Genomic DNA, 15,565 nt, shown 5'->3' on the forward strand with positions numbered 1-15,565 from the left:
CGTGATCTCCTGACGTGGCAGATCAGCTCGATCAGGCGCCGTAGACGGTGCGAGAACCGTCGGTATCCTTCGCCAACCGGCGGTTGAGGTACAGGCCCTCGAGCGCGAACTCGAGTACTGACGCGGCGACGCCGATCGCGGCCGGGCCCTCACCGATGCCCTCGGGCTCGAGGCGGTCGAGCAGGCTGGACAGCACCGGCACGGGGCCGAGCTGGTCGAGTAGTTCCTGGGCCCCCACACCGTCGCCGGTGGTGACGGTGAAGCCGGCATCGAAGCGCTCCTGCAGCACCCGCAGGTCGAGGCCGGCCAGGCGTGACCGGAAGGTCTCGACGATGGCGCGGCGCAGGAGGTGGTCGAGCACCTCGAACTCGCGTCCCTCGTCGGCGTCGTCGAACTCGACCTTGCCTCGCGACGCGGGCACCACGGCGGGCAGGTCGCAGACCCGCGCCACCGCGGCCGGCTCGTGCGACACGGCCGCGCGGCGCACAGCCGAGGCGGCGACCGTCTCGACGGCGCCGATCGCGAAGCGGGCCGAGACGCCGGAGCGCTGGTCGACCTGTGGTGCGTCGCGGACGGCGCGGGCGAAGCGGCCGACAACCTCGAGCAGGTGCTGCGGGACGAGCGGAGCAGCGTGATCCGAATCGGTCCACAGCACCGCCGCCTCCTGAGCGATGAGCGTCAGCTCGTCGGACAGCTCGAGCGGATAGTGCGTGCGGACCTCGGCACCGAAGCGGTCCTTGAGCGGCGTGATGATCCGTCCGCGGTTGGTGTAGTCCTCGGGGTTGGCGCTGGCCACCACGAGCAGGTCGAGCGGCAGGCGCAGCTGGTAGCCGCGCACCTGGATATCGCGTTCCTCGAGCACGTTGAGCAGGGCGACCTGGATGCGCTCGGCGAGGTCGGGCAGCTCGTTGATCGCGAAGATGCCGTGGTTGGTGCGCGGGACGAGGCCGTAGTGGACGGTCTCGGGGTCGCCGAGCGTGCGGCCCTGCGCCACCTTGATCGGGTCGATGTCACCGATGAGGTCGCCGACACTGGTGTCTGGCGTGGCCAGCTTCTCCCCGAACCGCTCGGAGCGGTGCTTCCACTCGACGGCGGTGGCGTCGCCCTGCTCCGTGATCAGGTTCTGGCAGCGCGCGCAGATCGGCGAGTAGGGGTGGTCGTTGATCTCGCAACCCGCGACAACCGGCGTCCACTCGTCGAGCAGGCCGATCAGCGTGCGGATCAGACGCGTCTTGCCCTGCCCGCGTTCGCCGAGCAGGACGATGTCGTGGCCGGCGAGCAGAGCGCGCTCGACCTCAGGCACCACGGTGTCATCGAAGCCGACGATGCCGGGCAGGGACGGTTGGCCGCTCGCGAGCCGGCCGATCAGGTTCTGGCGGATCTCGGTCTTGACCGAGCGCTGGACGTGGTCGGAGGCGCGGAGCTCACCGATGGTGCTGGGTCCGGGATGCGTCACCCCATTCACGCTACGTCCCGGGTGGCGAGAGGCGCCACCACGTGTCAAATGCGCTGTGCCAGGGTGGTCGCATGGACGAGCTGGACGCCCGGCTGCTGCGCGAACTCGATGCCGCGCCGCGGGTCGGCGTCCTGGAAATCTCGCGCCGGCTCGGCGTCGCCCGGGCGACTGTGCAGGCCCGGCTCGACCGGCTCGTGGCGGGCGGGGTGATCGCGACGTTCGCACCGACGCTCGACCCGATGGCGATGGGTTACACGGTGACCGCATTCGCCACGCTGGAGATCAAACAGGGTCGCGGGCAGGCGGTGCTCGCCCATCTGCGTCGGATAGCCCAGGTGCTCGAGGTGCACACGATCACCGGGCCGGGCGACATGCTGTGCCGGCTCGTCGCGCGCTCGAACGACGACCTGCAGGTCGTGCTGGACGAGGTGACGCAATGCGTCGACATCGTCCGGTCGTCGTCCGTGATCGCGTTGTCAAACCCCGTACCGCACCGCGTCCTGCCCCTTGTCTGAACTACCCGGTGAACGGCTTGGCCGTGACGAGCTCGACCTTCATCCGCTTGCCGCTGGGCGTCTCGTACTCGACGGTGTCACCCTCGTTCGCACCGGTGAGCGCCTTGCCCAGCGGTGACTGGGCGGAGTACACCTCGACGCCGGCCGTCTCAGCCTCCTCACGCGACCCGATGAGGAAGGACTCGGTCTCGTCGTCGCCGTCGAAGCGGACGGTGACGAACATGCCGGGACCGGCCACGCCATCGCTGACCGGCGCCTCGCCGACCTTCGCGCTGCGCAGCAAGGTCTGCAGCTGGACGATGCGTCCCTCCTGCTTGCCCTGTTCCTCGCGTGCGGCGTGGTACCCGCCGTTCTCCTTGAGGTCGCCCTCCTCGCGCCGCTCGTTGATCTCCTGCGCCATTGCCGGCCGGTTCGCGATCAGCTCGGCCAGCTCGCCCGAGAGGCGGTCGTAGGCCTCCTGGGTCAGGAAGGTGACGTTCGGGCCGTCGGTCGTGGACACAGTGCGCTCCTTGGGTCGAAACATCGAACGTAACACCGCCTGTAGCGTCTGGGACAATGGACGCGTGACGAACCCGGGTCTCGAGCAGCTGCGGCTCATGGCGATCCATGCGCATCCCGACGACGAGTCGAGCAAGGGCGCCGCGACGATGGCGCGCTACGTCGACGAGGGCGTCGACGTCCTCGTGGTCACCTGCACCGGAGGCGAACGCGGCAGCATCCTGAACCCTGCTCTGCAGGGCCGCGCCGATATCGAAGCGAACATGAGCGAGATCCGCCGCGACGAGATGGCTCGTGCCCGCGAGATCCTCGGTGTGCGTCAACACTGGCTCGGTTTCGTCGACTCGGGGTTGCCCGAGGGCGACCCGTTGCCGCCGCTGCCCGAGGGTTGCTTCGCTCTGGTGCCGCTCGAGGAAGCGGTTGAGCGCCTCGTCCGCGAGGTCCGCAGCTTCCGCCCGCACGTCGTGACGACGTACGACGAGAACGGTGGCTACCCCCACCCCGACCACATCCGCACCCACGAGATCTCGATCGCTGCTTACGAGGCCGCGGCCGATCCCGAGCGCTTCCCCGATGCAGGCGAGCCGTGGCAACCGCTCAAGCTCTACTACGACGTCGGGTTCAGCATCGAGCGCATCAACACCGTGCACGAGGCACTGCTCTCGCGCGGCCTCGAGTCGCCCTACAAGGAGTGGAAGCAGCGTGACGAGAAATGGGGTGATCGGCGGCGGCCCGTGCTGACCACGCGCGTCCCGGTGGGCGACTGGTTCGACCGCCGCGACGCCGCGCTCAAGGCGCACGCCACGCAGGTCGACCCGCGGGGTGGCTTCTTCAAGGTGCCGCTGGAGATCCAGCGCGAGGTGTGGCCGACCGAGGACTTCGAGCTGGCCCGCTCGGAGGTCGAATCGACGATCCCGGAGGACGATCTGTTCGCCGGCATCCGCGGCCTCGACGTGGTCGAGCAGGCGTCGTGATGCACGCAGCTGTGCTGGCCAAGAGCGGCGAGGCGGTGAAGGCCGGTCCGATCGGTCTCGCTGTCATCCTGCTGCTCTGCATCGCCTGCTACTTCCTGTTCAAGTCGATGTCCAAGCACATGCGCACCGTGCGCGAGAACTTCCCGACCGGCGAGGCGCCGTCTCCGAACCCAGTTCCGTCCGACGTCCAGCGCGCCGAGCTCGTCAAGACCGAGCCTGCCGAACGCGTCACGACTGAACGTGCCGAGCCCGACGGGCCCCAGCAGCCGGAGTGATCGGCGGCGCCACCGCGAGACGAGGCCGAGCGGGGCAGTAGATGACCTGCCCCGACTACACTCCTGTGAGCATGCAGGTCTCGCGAGAGCAGGTCATGGCCTTCCGGGTCACCGCGCAGGGCCTGGCGCGCGAAGCCACGTCCGTCGACGAGCTGGCCGTCCTGGACATCGGGGTGCAGCAGGCGATGGGGCACCCCGCCGCGTTCGCCTTCGCGGCGCGCTTGCCGGACGGCTCGGACGTCACCCCGCCGATCGGGCCGGGGGAGGACCTCGCGCTGGCCTGGACGCTGCGCGGTGCCCCGCACGTCCACCGGCGTCGCGACCTCGACGGCCTTGCTGCTGCGCTCGTGCCGCTGTCCGAGGCTGATGCGACCGGGCGGCTGAACGAGACCGGGCCGAGCGTCGCACGCAAGGGTCTGCCCGCCCTCGAGCAGTACGCCACCGCCGTCCGCGAACTTCGCGCCGCCGTGCCGAAGCCGACCGCGAAGGGCACGGTCAGCACCGTCGTCACCCGCAACATACCCGAGGGTATGCGCCGCGAGTGCCGGGCCTGCGGGACGTCGCACATCTCTGATTCGGCGATGCGCGCCGCGTTCCTGGGTGCGGGGTTGGAGCTGGACCCGGACAGCTCGCCGCCGGTGCTGCTCCGTCGTCCGAAGGCGAAGCAGCCCACGCGTGTCGACCCGAAGGCGCTGGCCGCGCTGGCCCGTCGCTACCTCGCGCTGCTCGGGCCGGCCGGTATCGGCGATTTCGCCGACTACATCGGCGCCCGTCGGGCGGACGTCGCGCCGGTCTGGCCGGATGACGTCGAGACGGTGACCGTCGAGGGCAAGCAGCTGCAGGTCGTCCCCGAGGACCTGGACGCGCTGACGTCGGCGCAGCGGCCCGACCTGATCCGGCTGCTGGGCCCCTTCGACCCGTTCCTGCAGGCCGGCGACCGCACCCTGCTCGTCCCGGACAAGGCGGCGCACAAGGCGTTGTGGCCGGTGCTGGGTCGACCAGGGGTGCTGCTCGTCGACGGCGAGATCGTCGGACTGTGGCGCAGCAAGGTCACCAAGACCCGGCTCACCCTGACCGTCGAACCGTTCGCGCCGCTGCCGAAGAACGTGTGGACGCAGGTCGAGGTCGAGGCGGCCCGGGTCGGCGACGCGCGGGGAAAGGACAACGTCGAGGTAAAGCGGAAGGCCTAGAACGGCTTCGCGACGACCAGTTCCACGTTGCGATCGGCGAGCGTCCCGCGCTTGCCGTCGGTGGTTGCGGTCTCGGGATCGCGCTGCGGATCGTTGATGCCGAGCTCGCGGGCGAGCGCAGCCAGTTCCAACGGCGTGGTCGGCTTCGCGGGCCAGCCCGTCGCCGCGGCGTGATCGTAGATCGTGCCGAAGATCGACAGCGTGCCGTCGCCGTTGTCGACGACCTCGACGACCCGCGACTGCTGCGGCCAGTCGATGTGCGAGGCGGTGTTGATCTCCCAGAACCCGCCGCCCACAGCCGTGCCCGCCGGCCGGGCGTGCGGTAGGACGTGGTTGACGTGCGTGTGCCCGTTGATCCAGCCGACGACGTTCGGGTAGCGCAGCAGCAGGTTCTCGACGGTGGTGCCGTTCACGCGGTCGGCGCCGATGACGTTCTCCATTGTGGCGACCGTGTGGTGGCTGAAGATGAGGATGATCTTGTCATGGCCGGTGCCCTTGACCCATGAGCCGCTGGTGTCGAGGTGCCGCGAGCTGTTCGCGTCGAGCTCGGCCTGCAGCCACGCCAGCTGCGCGCTGTCGATCGACCCGTCGTCGTAACCGTTGCGGTTGACGGTGTCCAGGCTGATGCAGTGCACCTTCCCGCGCGTGAAGCTGTAATACGCGGTGCCGTCGGTGACGTTGGTCTGGGTGTACCCGTGCCCGACCGGGGTACCCGAGGTCTTGAAGTACTCGGCGACCATCTGCTGCAACGACAGCATGCGTCGACGCGGGTCGGCGGTGACGAGCCGGACGGGCGCGGCGGTCAGCAGGGTCTGCAGCACCGAGGGATCACCGGCCTGCAGCCGAGCGACGAGTTCGGTGACGCTGAGCCCGGCCGGCAGCCCGACCGGCTTGACCGTGCCGGTGGCAATCAGGCTGATGACCCCGGCCGACGGGATGTTGCCCTGCACGAGACCGTCGTGGTTGCCCATGACGGCATACCACGGGGTACGGAGCCCCGTCGCCGTGAACGGCGCGCGAGCGCGGTCTAGCAGGCCTGGCACGGTCGGGTAGCCGTACTTCGCGCGGTAGTTGTCGACCGATCCACCGCGCGGTGTGCCGTCGGGATGCCAGTAGGCGGTGTCCTGGTCGTCGCGCCCGCCGACGCCCTCCCACTTCGTGGTGCTGCCCGAGTCGGGACGCACCTGCTTGCGGCCGTCGAGCAGGTCGATGTGCCAGCGGACCTCGTTGTACTGGGTGTTGTCGGCGTTGTCGCCGGTGCAGATCGTGAAGTCGATCGCCCGGCCGGTAACCGGTGCGCCGGGCAGCGCGTTGACGGCGCGCACCATCGCCTCGCTCGCGTGCAGTGCGAGCATCTCCCACGGCCGGTAGGCCGACGAGAACGGCGAGACCGACGTCACCGGGCCACCCGGGTCGTTGAACCGGTCGAGGAACTCGACGCGGGCCGGCGATTGCGCGTCGACCAGGTGCATGTCGGTGAACTGGTTCAGCGCCAGCAGTGGGGTGCGGGTGGCCGTGCGGCGCGTGGCGCCGGCGAGCAGGTCACCCCGCATGAGGGTCGGCTCGCCGGGACCGGGCACGATGCGGCGGTAGCCGGTGCTCCCGGGAGTGCCGTGCAGCAACGTTCGGGCCAGCGTGGTGCCGGCCGGTTTGCGCGGGTAGGAGGGGGCCGGTGCCGCAACGGCTGGCCCGCCACCGAGCACCGAGCCGGCGGCTGCCGCCCCGGCCGCCGCAGCGCCGAGGCCCAGCAGCTGTCGTCGGCTGACGCCGGACGGTGTGTCGTTCGAGATCGGTTCGCGGTCGTCGCCAGCGTCGTCGGTCACGTCCTGCACTGTCGCACGCACAGGACGCCGACGCGACCCGATCGGGCGTCAATCCGGTGGTGGTCGCCGCCTAGTCGTTTTGATGTCACCCCTGCGTCGCTTGGCCTCCACTCGACGGGCCTTGGCCGCACGGGAGGGCGTGCGTGGACGGCGCGGCGGTGGCGGCGGACGCAGGGCATCGCCGACGTAGTAGCCGAGCCGGGCCCGGGCCGCGCCCCGGTTCTGCAGCTGTGACCGCTGCTCGGACGCGACGATGCTCAAGACGCCCTCGACGAGACGCGGTGCGAGCTCCTGCAGCAGCCGGGCCCGCTGCACGTCGGTGACCGCGGTCGAGTTCAGCACGTCCCAGCGCAGTTCGACCCGGCTGTCGGTGGTGTTCACCGACTGTCCGCCCGGCCCGGACGAGCGGCTGAACCGCTCGACGAGTTCCACGCCGGGGATCGTCAGCCCTGCGGGCAATCCCCGCTGCGCGCGCAGGATCAGGTCCTCAGCCACTACGGAACGGCGGGGGACGCCTGCACGTCGCGAAGCCAGGCCGTGATCTCGTCGGGGTCGCGCGGGAGCATGGCCGACAGATTGATCGGCTCGCCGTCGGTGACCACGATGTCGTCCTCGATGCGCACGCCGATGCCGCGTAGTTCGGCGGGCACCGAGAGGTCGTGGGCCTGGAAGTACAGGCCGGGCTCGACGGTCAGCACGTGCCCGGCGGCGAGTGCGCCGTTGCGGTAGGTCTCCTCACGGGCGGCCGCGCAGTCGTGGACGTCGATGCCGAGCATGTGCGACGTGCCGTGCAATGTGTAGCGGCGGTGCAGCCCGGCGCCTGGCGTCTCGGGGTCTTCAGCGCACGAGACGTCGGCCGTGACCGGCAGGATGCCCCACGAGTGCAGGTGCTCGGCCAGGACGTACATGGCCGCCTTGTGCGCAGCGAGGAAGTCGGCTCCGGCGCGCACCTCGGCGATACCGGCCACCTGGGCCTCGGCCACGGCGCCGTAGACCTTGCGCTGCTGCGGGGTCCACACACCGTCGACGGGCAGGGTGCGGGTGACGTCGGCGGTGTACAGCTCGTCGGTCTCGACGCCCATGTCGGCGAGCAGCAGGTCACCCGCGGCCACCGCGCCGTGGTTGCGCCACCAGTGCAGCGTGGTGGCGTGCGTCCCCGATCCGACGATGGAGGTGTAGCCCACGTCGTTGCCTTCGAGGCGCGCACGACGCCAGAACGTTCCCTCGAGCCAGCGCTCGCCGCGCACGTCGCCCCGTCCGACAACGTGCGGCAGCTCGCGCGCGACATCCGCGAAGCCACGCGCCGTCGCCTCGCAGGCGAAGCGCAACCGGCCGAGCTCCCACTCGTCCTTGACCAGGCGCAACTCGTCGACGACCTCGGCCAATTTGTCGCCGCCGGCGCCCGGGAGCAGCGCGTCGACAGCTGGGTCGACGCCGCGCAGCAGCTCGACGCGACCGCCGCGGTACGGCGCCAGATCGCTCTCGAGCGCGGCCAGTGGCCGGGTATCGACGCCAAGGACGTCGGCGGTGTCTACGACGCTCGGGACGTTGCCCACCCACACCGCGCCGTGCGAGCGGCTGGTGAAGTAGGCGACCTCGCCGGGCTGGGCGTACTCGCGCACGTACAGCGTGCTGTCGTGGCCGCCTCCCCCCTGGGCGGAGTCGCGCGGCGTCATGACGAACACCGCGTCCGTCACCGTCTCGCCAGTGAGCCAGGTGAACGCGCTGGCGGCCCGGAACGCGTACTCGGTGTCGTTGGCCCGCACCCGCAACTGTCCAGCAGGCAACACGATCAGCGCGCCGGGGAGCGCGCTCGAGAGCTCCCCGCGGCGCTTGGCCGCGTAGGGCGCGCCCTCGGGCCGCGCGGGGTGCGGCATGGGGGCGGCGGGCGCCCAATCCGCGGCAATTGCTTCCCGCAGGTGCGCCGGCATCGGGATGTCGTGCGATGCGGCGTCGTCCTCGGGCGGGGTCTCGCCGGTGGGAACGTCGTCCTGATGGGTGGTGCCGTCAGCCATGTGCAAAGTCTAGGTGCTGCCCGCTCGGCGTCGAATGGCCTAACTTGAGCCCATGACATCAGGGAACAGACCTGCACCGGAGCAGGGCAGCTGGCAGATCCCGGGCGCGGCGAGCCCCTACCAGGCACCGAGCGACGCACCCCGCGGTGACCGTCGGGGCCGGCCGGGGTTGGTGGCGTTGATCGTCGCGCTCACCGAGGTGGTGATCATCGCTGCGGTGGGGAACCAGGCTGTCAGCAAGCATGCGTCCCGCTACCTGTTCGACCATCCGTCGACGTTCCTCGGCCGCGCGGTCGGGTCGTCGCTGCAGCTCGCATGGCGCGTCAAGCCGCTCAGCGCCGACAACCACAACGGCACGCACGCCCTGTACAGCCAGTTCCTGACGATTGCGGTCTTCGTCGTGCTGTCGGCGTTCCTCGCCGCCGTCGCGACCCGCGGACCGATCACGTTCTGGCGGGCCTTCTTCGGGATCTGGACCGGGGTCGTGGCGGCGATCTGCGTGGCCCGGATCATCGGTGGCCTGGTGACCCGGTCCACCGAACCGAACCTCGATCGCATTACCGGCGCGTTCTTCTCGACAATCAGCAACCTGACCGTCTTTGCCGGCCTGGTCATCGGTCTGATCACGGCATTGCTTGCCGCGCTGGTCGCGGCGTCCACCCGGCGCGACGTCGATCGGCCCGCCGTCGCGGCGGCCATGCCAGAGCCCGCCTACGTGCCCGAGTCACCGCCGCCGTTCTACGGCAACGCGGCTCAGCCACATCCACAGCAGCAGCCCCAGCCGGCCGGGTACGAGGAGACCGACGGGCGCACCATGCAGATCCCGCGGTTCGACCCGCGCGGCGGCCAGCAGTGGACGCCGCCGACGACCGAAGGGCAGGACACGCAGGCCCTACCGCGGTCGACGGACGACGACCGGCGCGGTTAAGTTCAGTACCTCGAAGCTCATTCCCGCTGCCCGCAACCGGTCGATCAGCGCCTCGCCCATGGCCGCGGCGGTGGTGACCTGACCCGACGTGTCGGGCAGGTCGTCGAAGGCGAGCGACAGCGCCGACTCGCCGAGCATCTTGGCCGTCTCGTCGTAGCCGGGATCGCCACCCGAGACGCGGGTGCGCACCCGGTCCGCGCCGGCCTCGCCGACGAACGTCACCGCGAACCAGCTCTTGGCCCGCCGCTCGGCCGACGGGCCCTGGCCGGGCGCGAGACGGCGCTGCAGCGCCCGACGGGCCGGGGGGACCTGGGCGGCCAGCGCCAGGGCACCGACGCCGGCCACCCCGCCGAGGGCGAGCGGCAACCGCGGGACGACAGCGAAGTGCGAGTAGCGGAAGTCCGGACCGTAGCGGGCCAGCGCACGTCCTGAGCGCGCCACGACCTGCGGGTCGACGGTGGGCAGCGGGACGGCCCAGCCGCCGTCAGGTGCGCGGTGCGGACGGCCGAGCGACGAGCGCGACCGACGCTCGCCGGACTCGATCGACGCTGCCTCGCGGGCGCGACGGGCCCGCGCGGCGGCGATGTTCTGCCGTGGCCGTCCGAAGGCGGTCAGGGCCGACGCGAACGTGCCGCCGGAGGCCGCGCCGCTGGCCGATACGTAACCGGTGATCGTGATCGGCCCGTCCGGCGGCAGCTGCAGCACGGTGAACAGCACGCCGAGGTCGTGCGGGATCGAGTCGAAGCCGGCGGCATGCACCAGCCGGGCACCGCTGCTAACCGCGGTCTCGTGATGGCGCAGCCAGCTGGTGTCGACGAACTCCGGCTCGCCGGTGAGGTCGAGGTAGTCGGTGCCGGCCGCGGCGCACGCGGCGACCACACCGTCGCCGTAGAGCGCGTACGGGCCGACGGTCGTCGCCAGCACACGTGCGGAAGTCGCGAGCGTGCGCAGCGAGGCCGTGTCGTCGGTGTCGGCGCTGAGCAGGGTGATCTCGCGCTGGCCGATGCCGTTCACCGTGGCAGGCAGCCGGTCGCGGACCGCGGCCAGCTTGTCCTTGTCGCGCCCGGCGAGCGCCAACCGGCAGTCCGCGGGCGCGTGGGCGGCGAGGTAGGCGGCGGTCAGCTCGCCGGCGAAGCCGGTGGCGCCGAGCAGGACGATGTCGTGGTCACGCGACCCAGCGGCAGGCATGCGACGAATCTAGTGCGTGCCTCGCGACGTCAGCGCAAGGCTGTGTAGCTGACCCGCAGCCGCGCGTACTTGAGGTCGAAGTCGTTGACGCCCTTGTAGCGCCCGGTGAGCAGCACGCTGACGTAGACAGCACGTCCGCGGTTGATGTGCCCGGCGGCGGGCACCGAGGCGATCGAGTACCAGCGGCTGCCGGACCGGGCGACCTTCGCGTACGACGGTATCTCCAGCCCGCCGTCCGTCCGGTCGATGACCACGCTGAGTTCGGACGGGCGGTGGGCCGAGCGGCCGTACACCTGGAAGGTGAACCGTGCGTAGCGGATGGCTCCCGGGACCGTGAACCGGTAGGCCGCATACGCGAAGTCGCCGGTGGCCGGTGAACAGGCATTGCGCAGCACCACGCCGTACGGGAAGGTCGACCCCCGCTTACGGGCGGTCGAGCACAGGTCGGTACCGCCGGCCGAACGGTAGGACGAGCCGCGGTGCTGGACGTATGCGATGCGCGACACGAGCTTCTTGTCCGACACCGTGACCTGGTCGTTCGCTGCCAGCCGCCGGTTGCCGGCCGAGTCGGTGATCGAGTACTGCCAGCGGTAAACACCGGCGGTGACGAGGTGTCCGCGGGCATCGCGACCGTTCCACGTCAAGGTCGTGCGACCCGCGGCGCGGCGAGCGCTGAGGATGCGGACCACGGCTCCGCGGCTCGAGCGGATCGTCAGCGTCACGGTGCCCGCCTCGTTCGCTGCGACGCTCGGGGCGAACACGTCGCGGTACCCGTCGCGCACCGGGAAGAAGGTCGTGCCGGCGCCGGTGAGGCCCGACAGCGTGGGGGTCACGGTGTCGACGGTCCCTACCGTCTCGGCGTAGCCGCCGAACGCGGGGGAACTGCCGGTTGGACTCGTGGTCTGCAGCGCAAGCGTGTAGCGCCCGTCAGGCAGCCGGTTTCCGCGAGCGTCCACCCCACGCCACGTCCAGGCGTGCGTGCCACGCGCCAGCGTGCCCAGTGCGTCACTGCGCACGACGACGCCCGAGCTCGTGATCGTCCTGGCCGTCACCTTCTCGCGGTCGGGCAGCGTGTAGCGCAGCGCGGCGGTGTCGCCCGAGCGGTCACCGTTTGGGCTGATCGCGGGCTTGGTCAGGGCGTTGATCACCGGGTGCAACGAGCGGGTGGTGACTGTGAACGGTTGGCTGCCCGCCCCCGCACACGACGTTCCGGAGGTCGTACACAGCACGACCTGCACCGTGTGCTTGGCGTCGGTCAGCTGGCTGCCGTTGACCAGGAACGCGTACGGCGAGGTAGCGGCGAAGCCGGCCGGTTTGCCGCTGATCAGTAACCGCGCGCCACCACCCGACGGGTGCTCGGCGGTGACGGTGAACCGACCGGTGACGTGGGCGCCGGCGGTCGGCGTCGACACGGTGGGTGCGGTGTTCGCCAGGTCGACCGTCGTGCTCACCTGGCCGGCACCGCATTCGCCGTAGGCGCTGCAGGCTCGGGCGTAGACGGTGCGCGAACCGTTGGCGTAGCCCCAGCTCTGGAACGCCAGGTTCGCTGTGCCGGCGTCGGCGGTCACCGGCGCCGTCCACGTCCCGCTGTCCAGCCGGAACTCGACGGCCGGTGAGGTGGTGGTGGCCTGCAAGGTGATCTGGTCGGAGTTGCCCTGGACCGACACCCCCGTTGGCGGCTCGGTCGGCGGCAGGTTCGCCAGCGCGCGGGCGAAATCGACCTGCCCGGCACCCAGACCCTGCCCGGCGAACCCGCTCGCCGACGCAACCAGCGCATGGCGCAGCTGGGTGACGGTCAGCCCGGGGTCGGTGGCTTTGAGCAGGGCCGTTGCCCCGGCGACGAGCGGCGCCGAGAAGGAGGTGCCGTCAGCCTGCGTGTAACCCGACCGGGTGGCGAAGTAGTCCGAACCCTGGGTCGGTGACGTCGATCGAATGCCGACACCGGGTGCTGCCAGCGTCACCCACGGGCCGTAGCTGGAGAAGTCGGCCCGCGTGTGTGCGGCGGTGTCGACGGCGCCGACGGAGACGACACCGGGGTAGGCGGCCGGGTACTGCTTGGCCGAGTTGCCGTCGTTTCCGGCGGCGGCCACGACGACCACCCCGTGGGCGATGGCATTCTCGACCGCTGTCTTCTCGGCGGCGCTGTAGTCGGTGCCGCCGAGGCTCAGGTTGATGATGTCGGCGTGGTTGCGGACCGCCCAGTTGATACCGGCGATCTCGTCGTCGATGGACAGGTCACCGTCCGGCCCGGCGATCTTCACGCCGAGCAGGCTGGTGTCGTAGCCGGCGCCGGCGATGCCGAGGTTGTTGTCGGTGGCGGCCGCGGCCACGCCCGCGACGAAGGTGCCGTGCCCGACCTCGTCGGTGATGTTTGTGCCGCCGTTGTCGGCGTTGTAGGTGCCGACGATCTTCGACGCCAGATCGGGGTGGGACACATCGATCCCGGTGTCGATCACCGCGATGCGTACCGACGACGAACCGTGCGTGACATCCCACGCGCTGGGGGCGTTCACGCTGGCCAGGTAGTTCTTCTCGTTCGCGTATTGGGGGTCGTCGGGCACGTCGAACAGCAATCGGGTCACCGGCGCCTCGACGCCGGTGACCCCGGTCGTCGCGCGTAGGGCGACCTCGGCCGCAGCGCGGTGCTCGGCCGGCACCTCGACGGAGAACGCATGATCGGCGGGGAAGGTGTGCCGGACGTCGATCGTCGAGCTGGCGGCGTCGGCGGCAGTGGCTCTGACGGCGGCAGCATCGCCGACGGCGTGCACGATCAAGACGACGGGATCGCCGGCGGGGGGCGGGTCGTCGGTGACCGGCGTGGCGTGCGCGGAGGCGGCGACGGCCAGTGCGGTCAGGACGGCGATTCCCGCGCATGCGACCCGGCGCACTCGTGCGGATGCCATGTGTCCCCCGATGTCGCCCCGAGTCCACCGGCAGACCGAGCTGGCGTCCGTTGCTGCGAGCCGACACGGCGCCGGCACGGTGATCACCGAGCGGACGCCGCAATGCTGCGGGCGGCGTTCGGCGATTGTCAATAATTGGCAATAACGCCGCGGCGAACTCGGGACAACTGCGGACAGATCCCCCACCGGGGCCATCGGCACCGGTGGGGGAAGCGTGGCTACAGGCCGGGGCCTTCGGCGCGCAGCTTGTCGACCTCGGACATGGCCTCGCGTAGGCCGCTGAGCCACTCGTCGGTGTGCTCACCGACCAGCTTGACGCACCAGCTCAATGCGTCCGAACGCGAGCGAGCGACGCCTGCGTCGACCAGGGTGTCCAGTACGCGCCGCTCGTCGTGCCGCAGTCGCGTCATGACCGGAACCGCGAGGTGGGTGAACAGCACGCGGGTCTCGCCTATCGAGGCGCCCCACGCAACTTTGCGCCCGTAGCGCGCCTCGGCCTCGAAGCCGATCTTGACCCGGGTGTCGCGGGTGTCCTCGCGGAAGCGCCCGATGCGGCCCTCGGCCGCAGCATTGGACTCGGGTCCTGCTTCGGGGGCGGGCAGCTCGCCGATGACGACGATCTCCTCGCGGTCGACGGTGACGGTCGGCGGGCCGGTGAACCAGTTGTCGGGCAACCGACCCGCGAACCAGTCGGCGGCGTCGTCGGCCGGCGGCAGATCGGCCTGCTGCCAACCGCCGCGCATCCCGCGGCCGCCCCGCATCCCGCCGCCGGGTCCGCGTCCGCCGGAGTCGTGCCCCAGACCACGGCGACCACGGTGCTCACCGCGTCCGCCGCGTTCGCTGACTTCGTCGTGCTCGGTCCGGAAGCGTCGCTCCGACGAGCCATGATCTCTGCTGTGCATATCGCACTCCTTACGTAGTTGCAGTAATTACATGATTACATACCACGGAAGGACAGCCGAGCCCCGGGGGTGCCGGAACGGGACATGCCGGTCAGCTCGCGAAGACGGCGAGCCAGATAGCGATGTAGTGGCACGTCGCCGCGACCAGCGTGCAGAGGTGGAACACCTCATGGAAACCGAAGGTGTTGGGCGCCGGATTCGGTCGCTTCGTTGCGTAGACGATGGCGCCGTAGCTGTAGAACAGCCCGCCGACGGCGATGAGCACGAACGCGGCGACGCCCCCGGTGTGCAGCAGATCGGGGAAGACGAACACCGCGACCCACCCGAGGGCCAGGTAGCACGGTGCAGAGATCCAGCGCGGATGGCCGGGCCAGAACAGCTGCAGACCGACGCCGACCGCCGCGCCACACCAGACCGCGATCAGTACGATGATCATCGAGTTGGTCGGCAACGTCAGGACGGCGAGCGGGGTGTAGGTGCCCGCGATGAACACGAAGATCATCGAGTGGTCGAGCCGTTTCATGACCCGGTGGGCCTTCGGGCTCCAGGACCGTCGGTGGTAGAGCGCGGAGATGCCGAACAGCAGGGTGACGGTGGCGGCGTAGACCGAGGTCACGGCGCCTGCGGTGCCGCCTCGCAGGGCGGCGGCGACAGCGACCAGGCTGGCTCCGGAGACCAGTGAGATCACCGCGGCGTAGGCGTGCAGCCAACCCCGCAGCCGAGGTTTGAGCTCGGAGACGGCGGACGTTGCCTGCGACACGGCGCTCGAGGCGGCATCTGCAACCGTGGCAACGGGACCGGACGCGTTCGGCTCGCTCGCAGTCACGGCCAACTCGCAGTCATGGCCAACTCGCAGTCATGGCCAACTCGCAGTCATGGCCAACTCGCAGTCATGGCC

The 15,565-nt window shown here is 70.5% G+C and carries 14 protein-coding genes; 5 read left to right on the top strand and 9 right to left on the bottom strand.

Going from position 1 to position 15,565, the window contains the following annotated elements; translation table 11 throughout:
* Nucleotides 1–31: 31 nt before the first annotated feature.
* Nucleotides 32–1,465, bottom strand: coding sequence for a sigma 54-interacting transcriptional regulator (locus tag ACFFC4_RS07950; protein ID WP_375499535.1), 1,434 nt, complete (start codon nt 1,463–1,465; stop codon nt 32–34).
* Nucleotides 1,466–1,527: 62 nt separating this feature from the next.
* Between ACFFC4_RS07950 and ACFFC4_RS07955 the strand changes: the two genes are divergently transcribed.
* Nucleotides 1,528–1,971, top strand: coding sequence for an Lrp/AsnC family transcriptional regulator (locus ACFFC4_RS07955; protein ID WP_375499537.1), 444 nt, complete (start codon nt 1,528–1,530; stop codon nt 1,969–1,971).
* Nucleotide 1,972: 1 nt separating this feature from the next.
* Here ACFFC4_RS07955 and greA read toward each other — a convergent pair whose 3' ends face one another.
* On the bottom strand, nt 1,973–2,470 hold the full coding sequence (gene greA, locus ACFFC4_RS07960) for a transcription elongation factor GreA (RefSeq protein WP_375499539.1): 498 nt from the start codon (nt 2,468–2,470) through the stop codon (nt 1,973–1,975).
* A gap of 97 nt (nt 2,471–2,567) precedes the next feature.
* On the opposite strand from greA, the gene mca reads away from it, so the two are divergent.
* The 3 genes from mca to ACFFC4_RS07975 all read left to right on the top strand — a co-directional run bounded on the left by mca (nt 2,568) and on the right by ACFFC4_RS07975 (nt 4,908).
* On the top strand, nt 2,568–3,443 hold the full coding sequence (gene mca, locus ACFFC4_RS07965; protein WP_375499626.1) for a mycothiol conjugate amidase Mca: 876 nt from the start codon (nt 2,568–2,570) through the stop codon (nt 3,441–3,443).
* Nucleotides 3,440–3,718 (top strand): hypothetical protein, encoded by a 279-nt coding sequence (locus ACFFC4_RS07970; RefSeq protein ID WP_375499541.1) that lies wholly within the window; start codon nt 3,440–3,442, stop codon nt 3,716–3,718. Before mca ends, ACFFC4_RS07970 begins: the two co-directional genes overlap by 4 nt.
* Nucleotides 3,719–3,789: 71 nt before the next feature.
* The gene (locus ACFFC4_RS07975) at nt 3,790–4,908 is read left to right on the top strand and encodes a winged helix DNA-binding domain-containing protein (RefSeq protein ID WP_375499543.1); all 1,119 of its coding nucleotides are present in this window, start codon (nt 3,790–3,792) and stop codon (nt 4,906–4,908) included.
* Here the strand turns inward: ACFFC4_RS07975 and ACFFC4_RS07980 are convergent.
* Genes ACFFC4_RS07980 through ACFFC4_RS07990 form a run of 3 tightly spaced genes read right to left on the bottom strand, consistent with a single transcriptional unit; the run spans nt 4,905 to nt 8,746 of the window.
* Nucleotides 4,905–6,731, bottom strand: coding sequence for a TIGR03767 family metallophosphoesterase (locus ACFFC4_RS07980; protein ID WP_375499545.1), 1,827 nt, complete (start codon nt 6,729–6,731; stop codon nt 4,905–4,907). The genes ACFFC4_RS07975 and ACFFC4_RS07980 overlap by 4 nt on opposite strands.
* 48 nt (nt 6,732–6,779) lie before the next feature.
* Nucleotides 6,780–7,226 carry an alternative ribosome rescue aminoacyl-tRNA hydrolase ArfB gene (arfB, locus tag ACFFC4_RS07985; protein ID WP_375499547.1) on the bottom strand — a complete coding sequence of 149 codons (447 nt, stop codon included), beginning with the start codon at nt 7,224–7,226 and terminating at the stop codon, nt 6,780–6,782.
* Nucleotides 7,226–8,746, bottom strand: a complete 1,521-nt coding sequence (locus tag ACFFC4_RS07990; RefSeq protein ID WP_375499549.1) for an aminopeptidase P family protein — start codon at nt 8,744–8,746, stop codon at nt 7,226–7,228. Before ACFFC4_RS07990 ends, arfB begins: the two co-directional genes overlap by 1 nt.
* A 52-nt stretch (nt 8,747–8,798) precedes the next feature.
* Here ACFFC4_RS07990 and ACFFC4_RS07995 point away from each other — a divergent pair, with 52 nt between their 5' ends.
* Complete coding sequence (locus ACFFC4_RS07995; RefSeq protein WP_375499551.1) at nt 8,799–9,674, top strand: hypothetical protein; 876 nt, start codon at nt 8,799–8,801, stop codon at nt 9,672–9,674.
* On the opposite strand, the gene ACFFC4_RS08000 is transcribed toward ACFFC4_RS07995, so the two are convergent.
* The 4 genes from ACFFC4_RS08000 to ACFFC4_RS08015 all read right to left on the bottom strand — a co-directional run bounded on the left by ACFFC4_RS08000 (nt 9,639) and on the right by ACFFC4_RS08015 (nt 15,427).
* Entirely contained in the window at nt 9,639–10,862 is a 1,224-nt protein-coding gene (locus ACFFC4_RS08000) for a saccharopine dehydrogenase family protein (RefSeq protein ID WP_375499553.1), read from the bottom strand. The two genes, ACFFC4_RS07995 and ACFFC4_RS08000, sit on opposite strands and share 36 nt — an antisense overlap.
* A 29-nt stretch (nt 10,863–10,891) precedes the next feature.
* Entirely contained in the window at nt 10,892–13,765 is a 2,874-nt protein-coding gene (locus tag ACFFC4_RS08005; protein WP_375499555.1) for a S8 family serine peptidase, read from the bottom strand.
* 218 nt (nt 13,766–13,983) lie between these two features.
* The gene (locus ACFFC4_RS08010) at nt 13,984–14,526 is read right to left on the bottom strand and encodes a hypothetical protein (protein ID WP_375499628.1); all 543 of its coding nucleotides are present in this window, start codon (nt 14,524–14,526) and stop codon (nt 13,984–13,986) included.
* 232 nt (nt 14,527–14,758) lie between these two features.
* Complete coding sequence (locus ACFFC4_RS08015; protein ID WP_375499630.1) at nt 14,759–15,427, bottom strand: hemolysin III family protein; 669 nt, start codon at nt 15,425–15,427, stop codon at nt 14,759–14,761.
* Between the last annotated feature and the right edge of the window lie 138 nt (nt 15,428–15,565).

It is taken from the genome of uncultured Jatrophihabitans sp. (assembly GCF_964244045.1).
In the GTDB taxonomy this organism is placed as follows: domain Bacteria; phylum Actinomycetota; class Actinomycetes; order Mycobacteriales; family Jatrophihabitantaceae; genus Jatrophihabitans.

What these genes read in the sequence shown, in the direction of transcription:
- ACFFC4_RS07990 (WP_375499549.1), bottom strand. Translation starts at nt 8,746, where the DNA reads ATGGCTGACGGCACCACCCATCAGGACGACGTTCCCACCGGCGAGACC.
- ACFFC4_RS08010 (WP_375499628.1), bottom strand. Translation starts at nt 14,526, where the DNA reads ATGCGGGGCGGCCGCGGGATGCGCGGCGGTTGGCAGCAGGCCGATCTG.
- mca (WP_375499626.1), top strand. Translation starts at nt 2,568, where the DNA reads ATGGCGATCCATGCGCATCCCGACGACGAGTCGAGCAAGGGCGCCGCG.
- ACFFC4_RS08000 (WP_375499553.1), bottom strand. Translation starts at nt 10,862, where the DNA reads ATGCCTGCCGCTGGGTCGCGTGACCACGACATCGTCCTGCTCGGCGCC.
- ACFFC4_RS07955 (WP_375499537.1), top strand. Translation starts at nt 1,528, where the DNA reads ATGGACGAGCTGGACGCCCGGCTGCTGCGCGAACTCGATGCCGCGCCG.
- ACFFC4_RS08005 (WP_375499555.1), bottom strand. Translation starts at nt 13,765, where the DNA reads ATGGCATCCGCACGAGTGCGCCGGGTCGCATGCGCGGGAATCGCCGTC.
- ACFFC4_RS07995 (WP_375499551.1), top strand. Translation starts at nt 8,799, where the DNA reads ATGACATCAGGGAACAGACCTGCACCGGAGCAGGGCAGCTGGCAGATC.
- ACFFC4_RS07975 (WP_375499543.1), top strand. Translation starts at nt 3,790, where the DNA reads ATGCAGGTCTCGCGAGAGCAGGTCATGGCCTTCCGGGTCACCGCGCAG.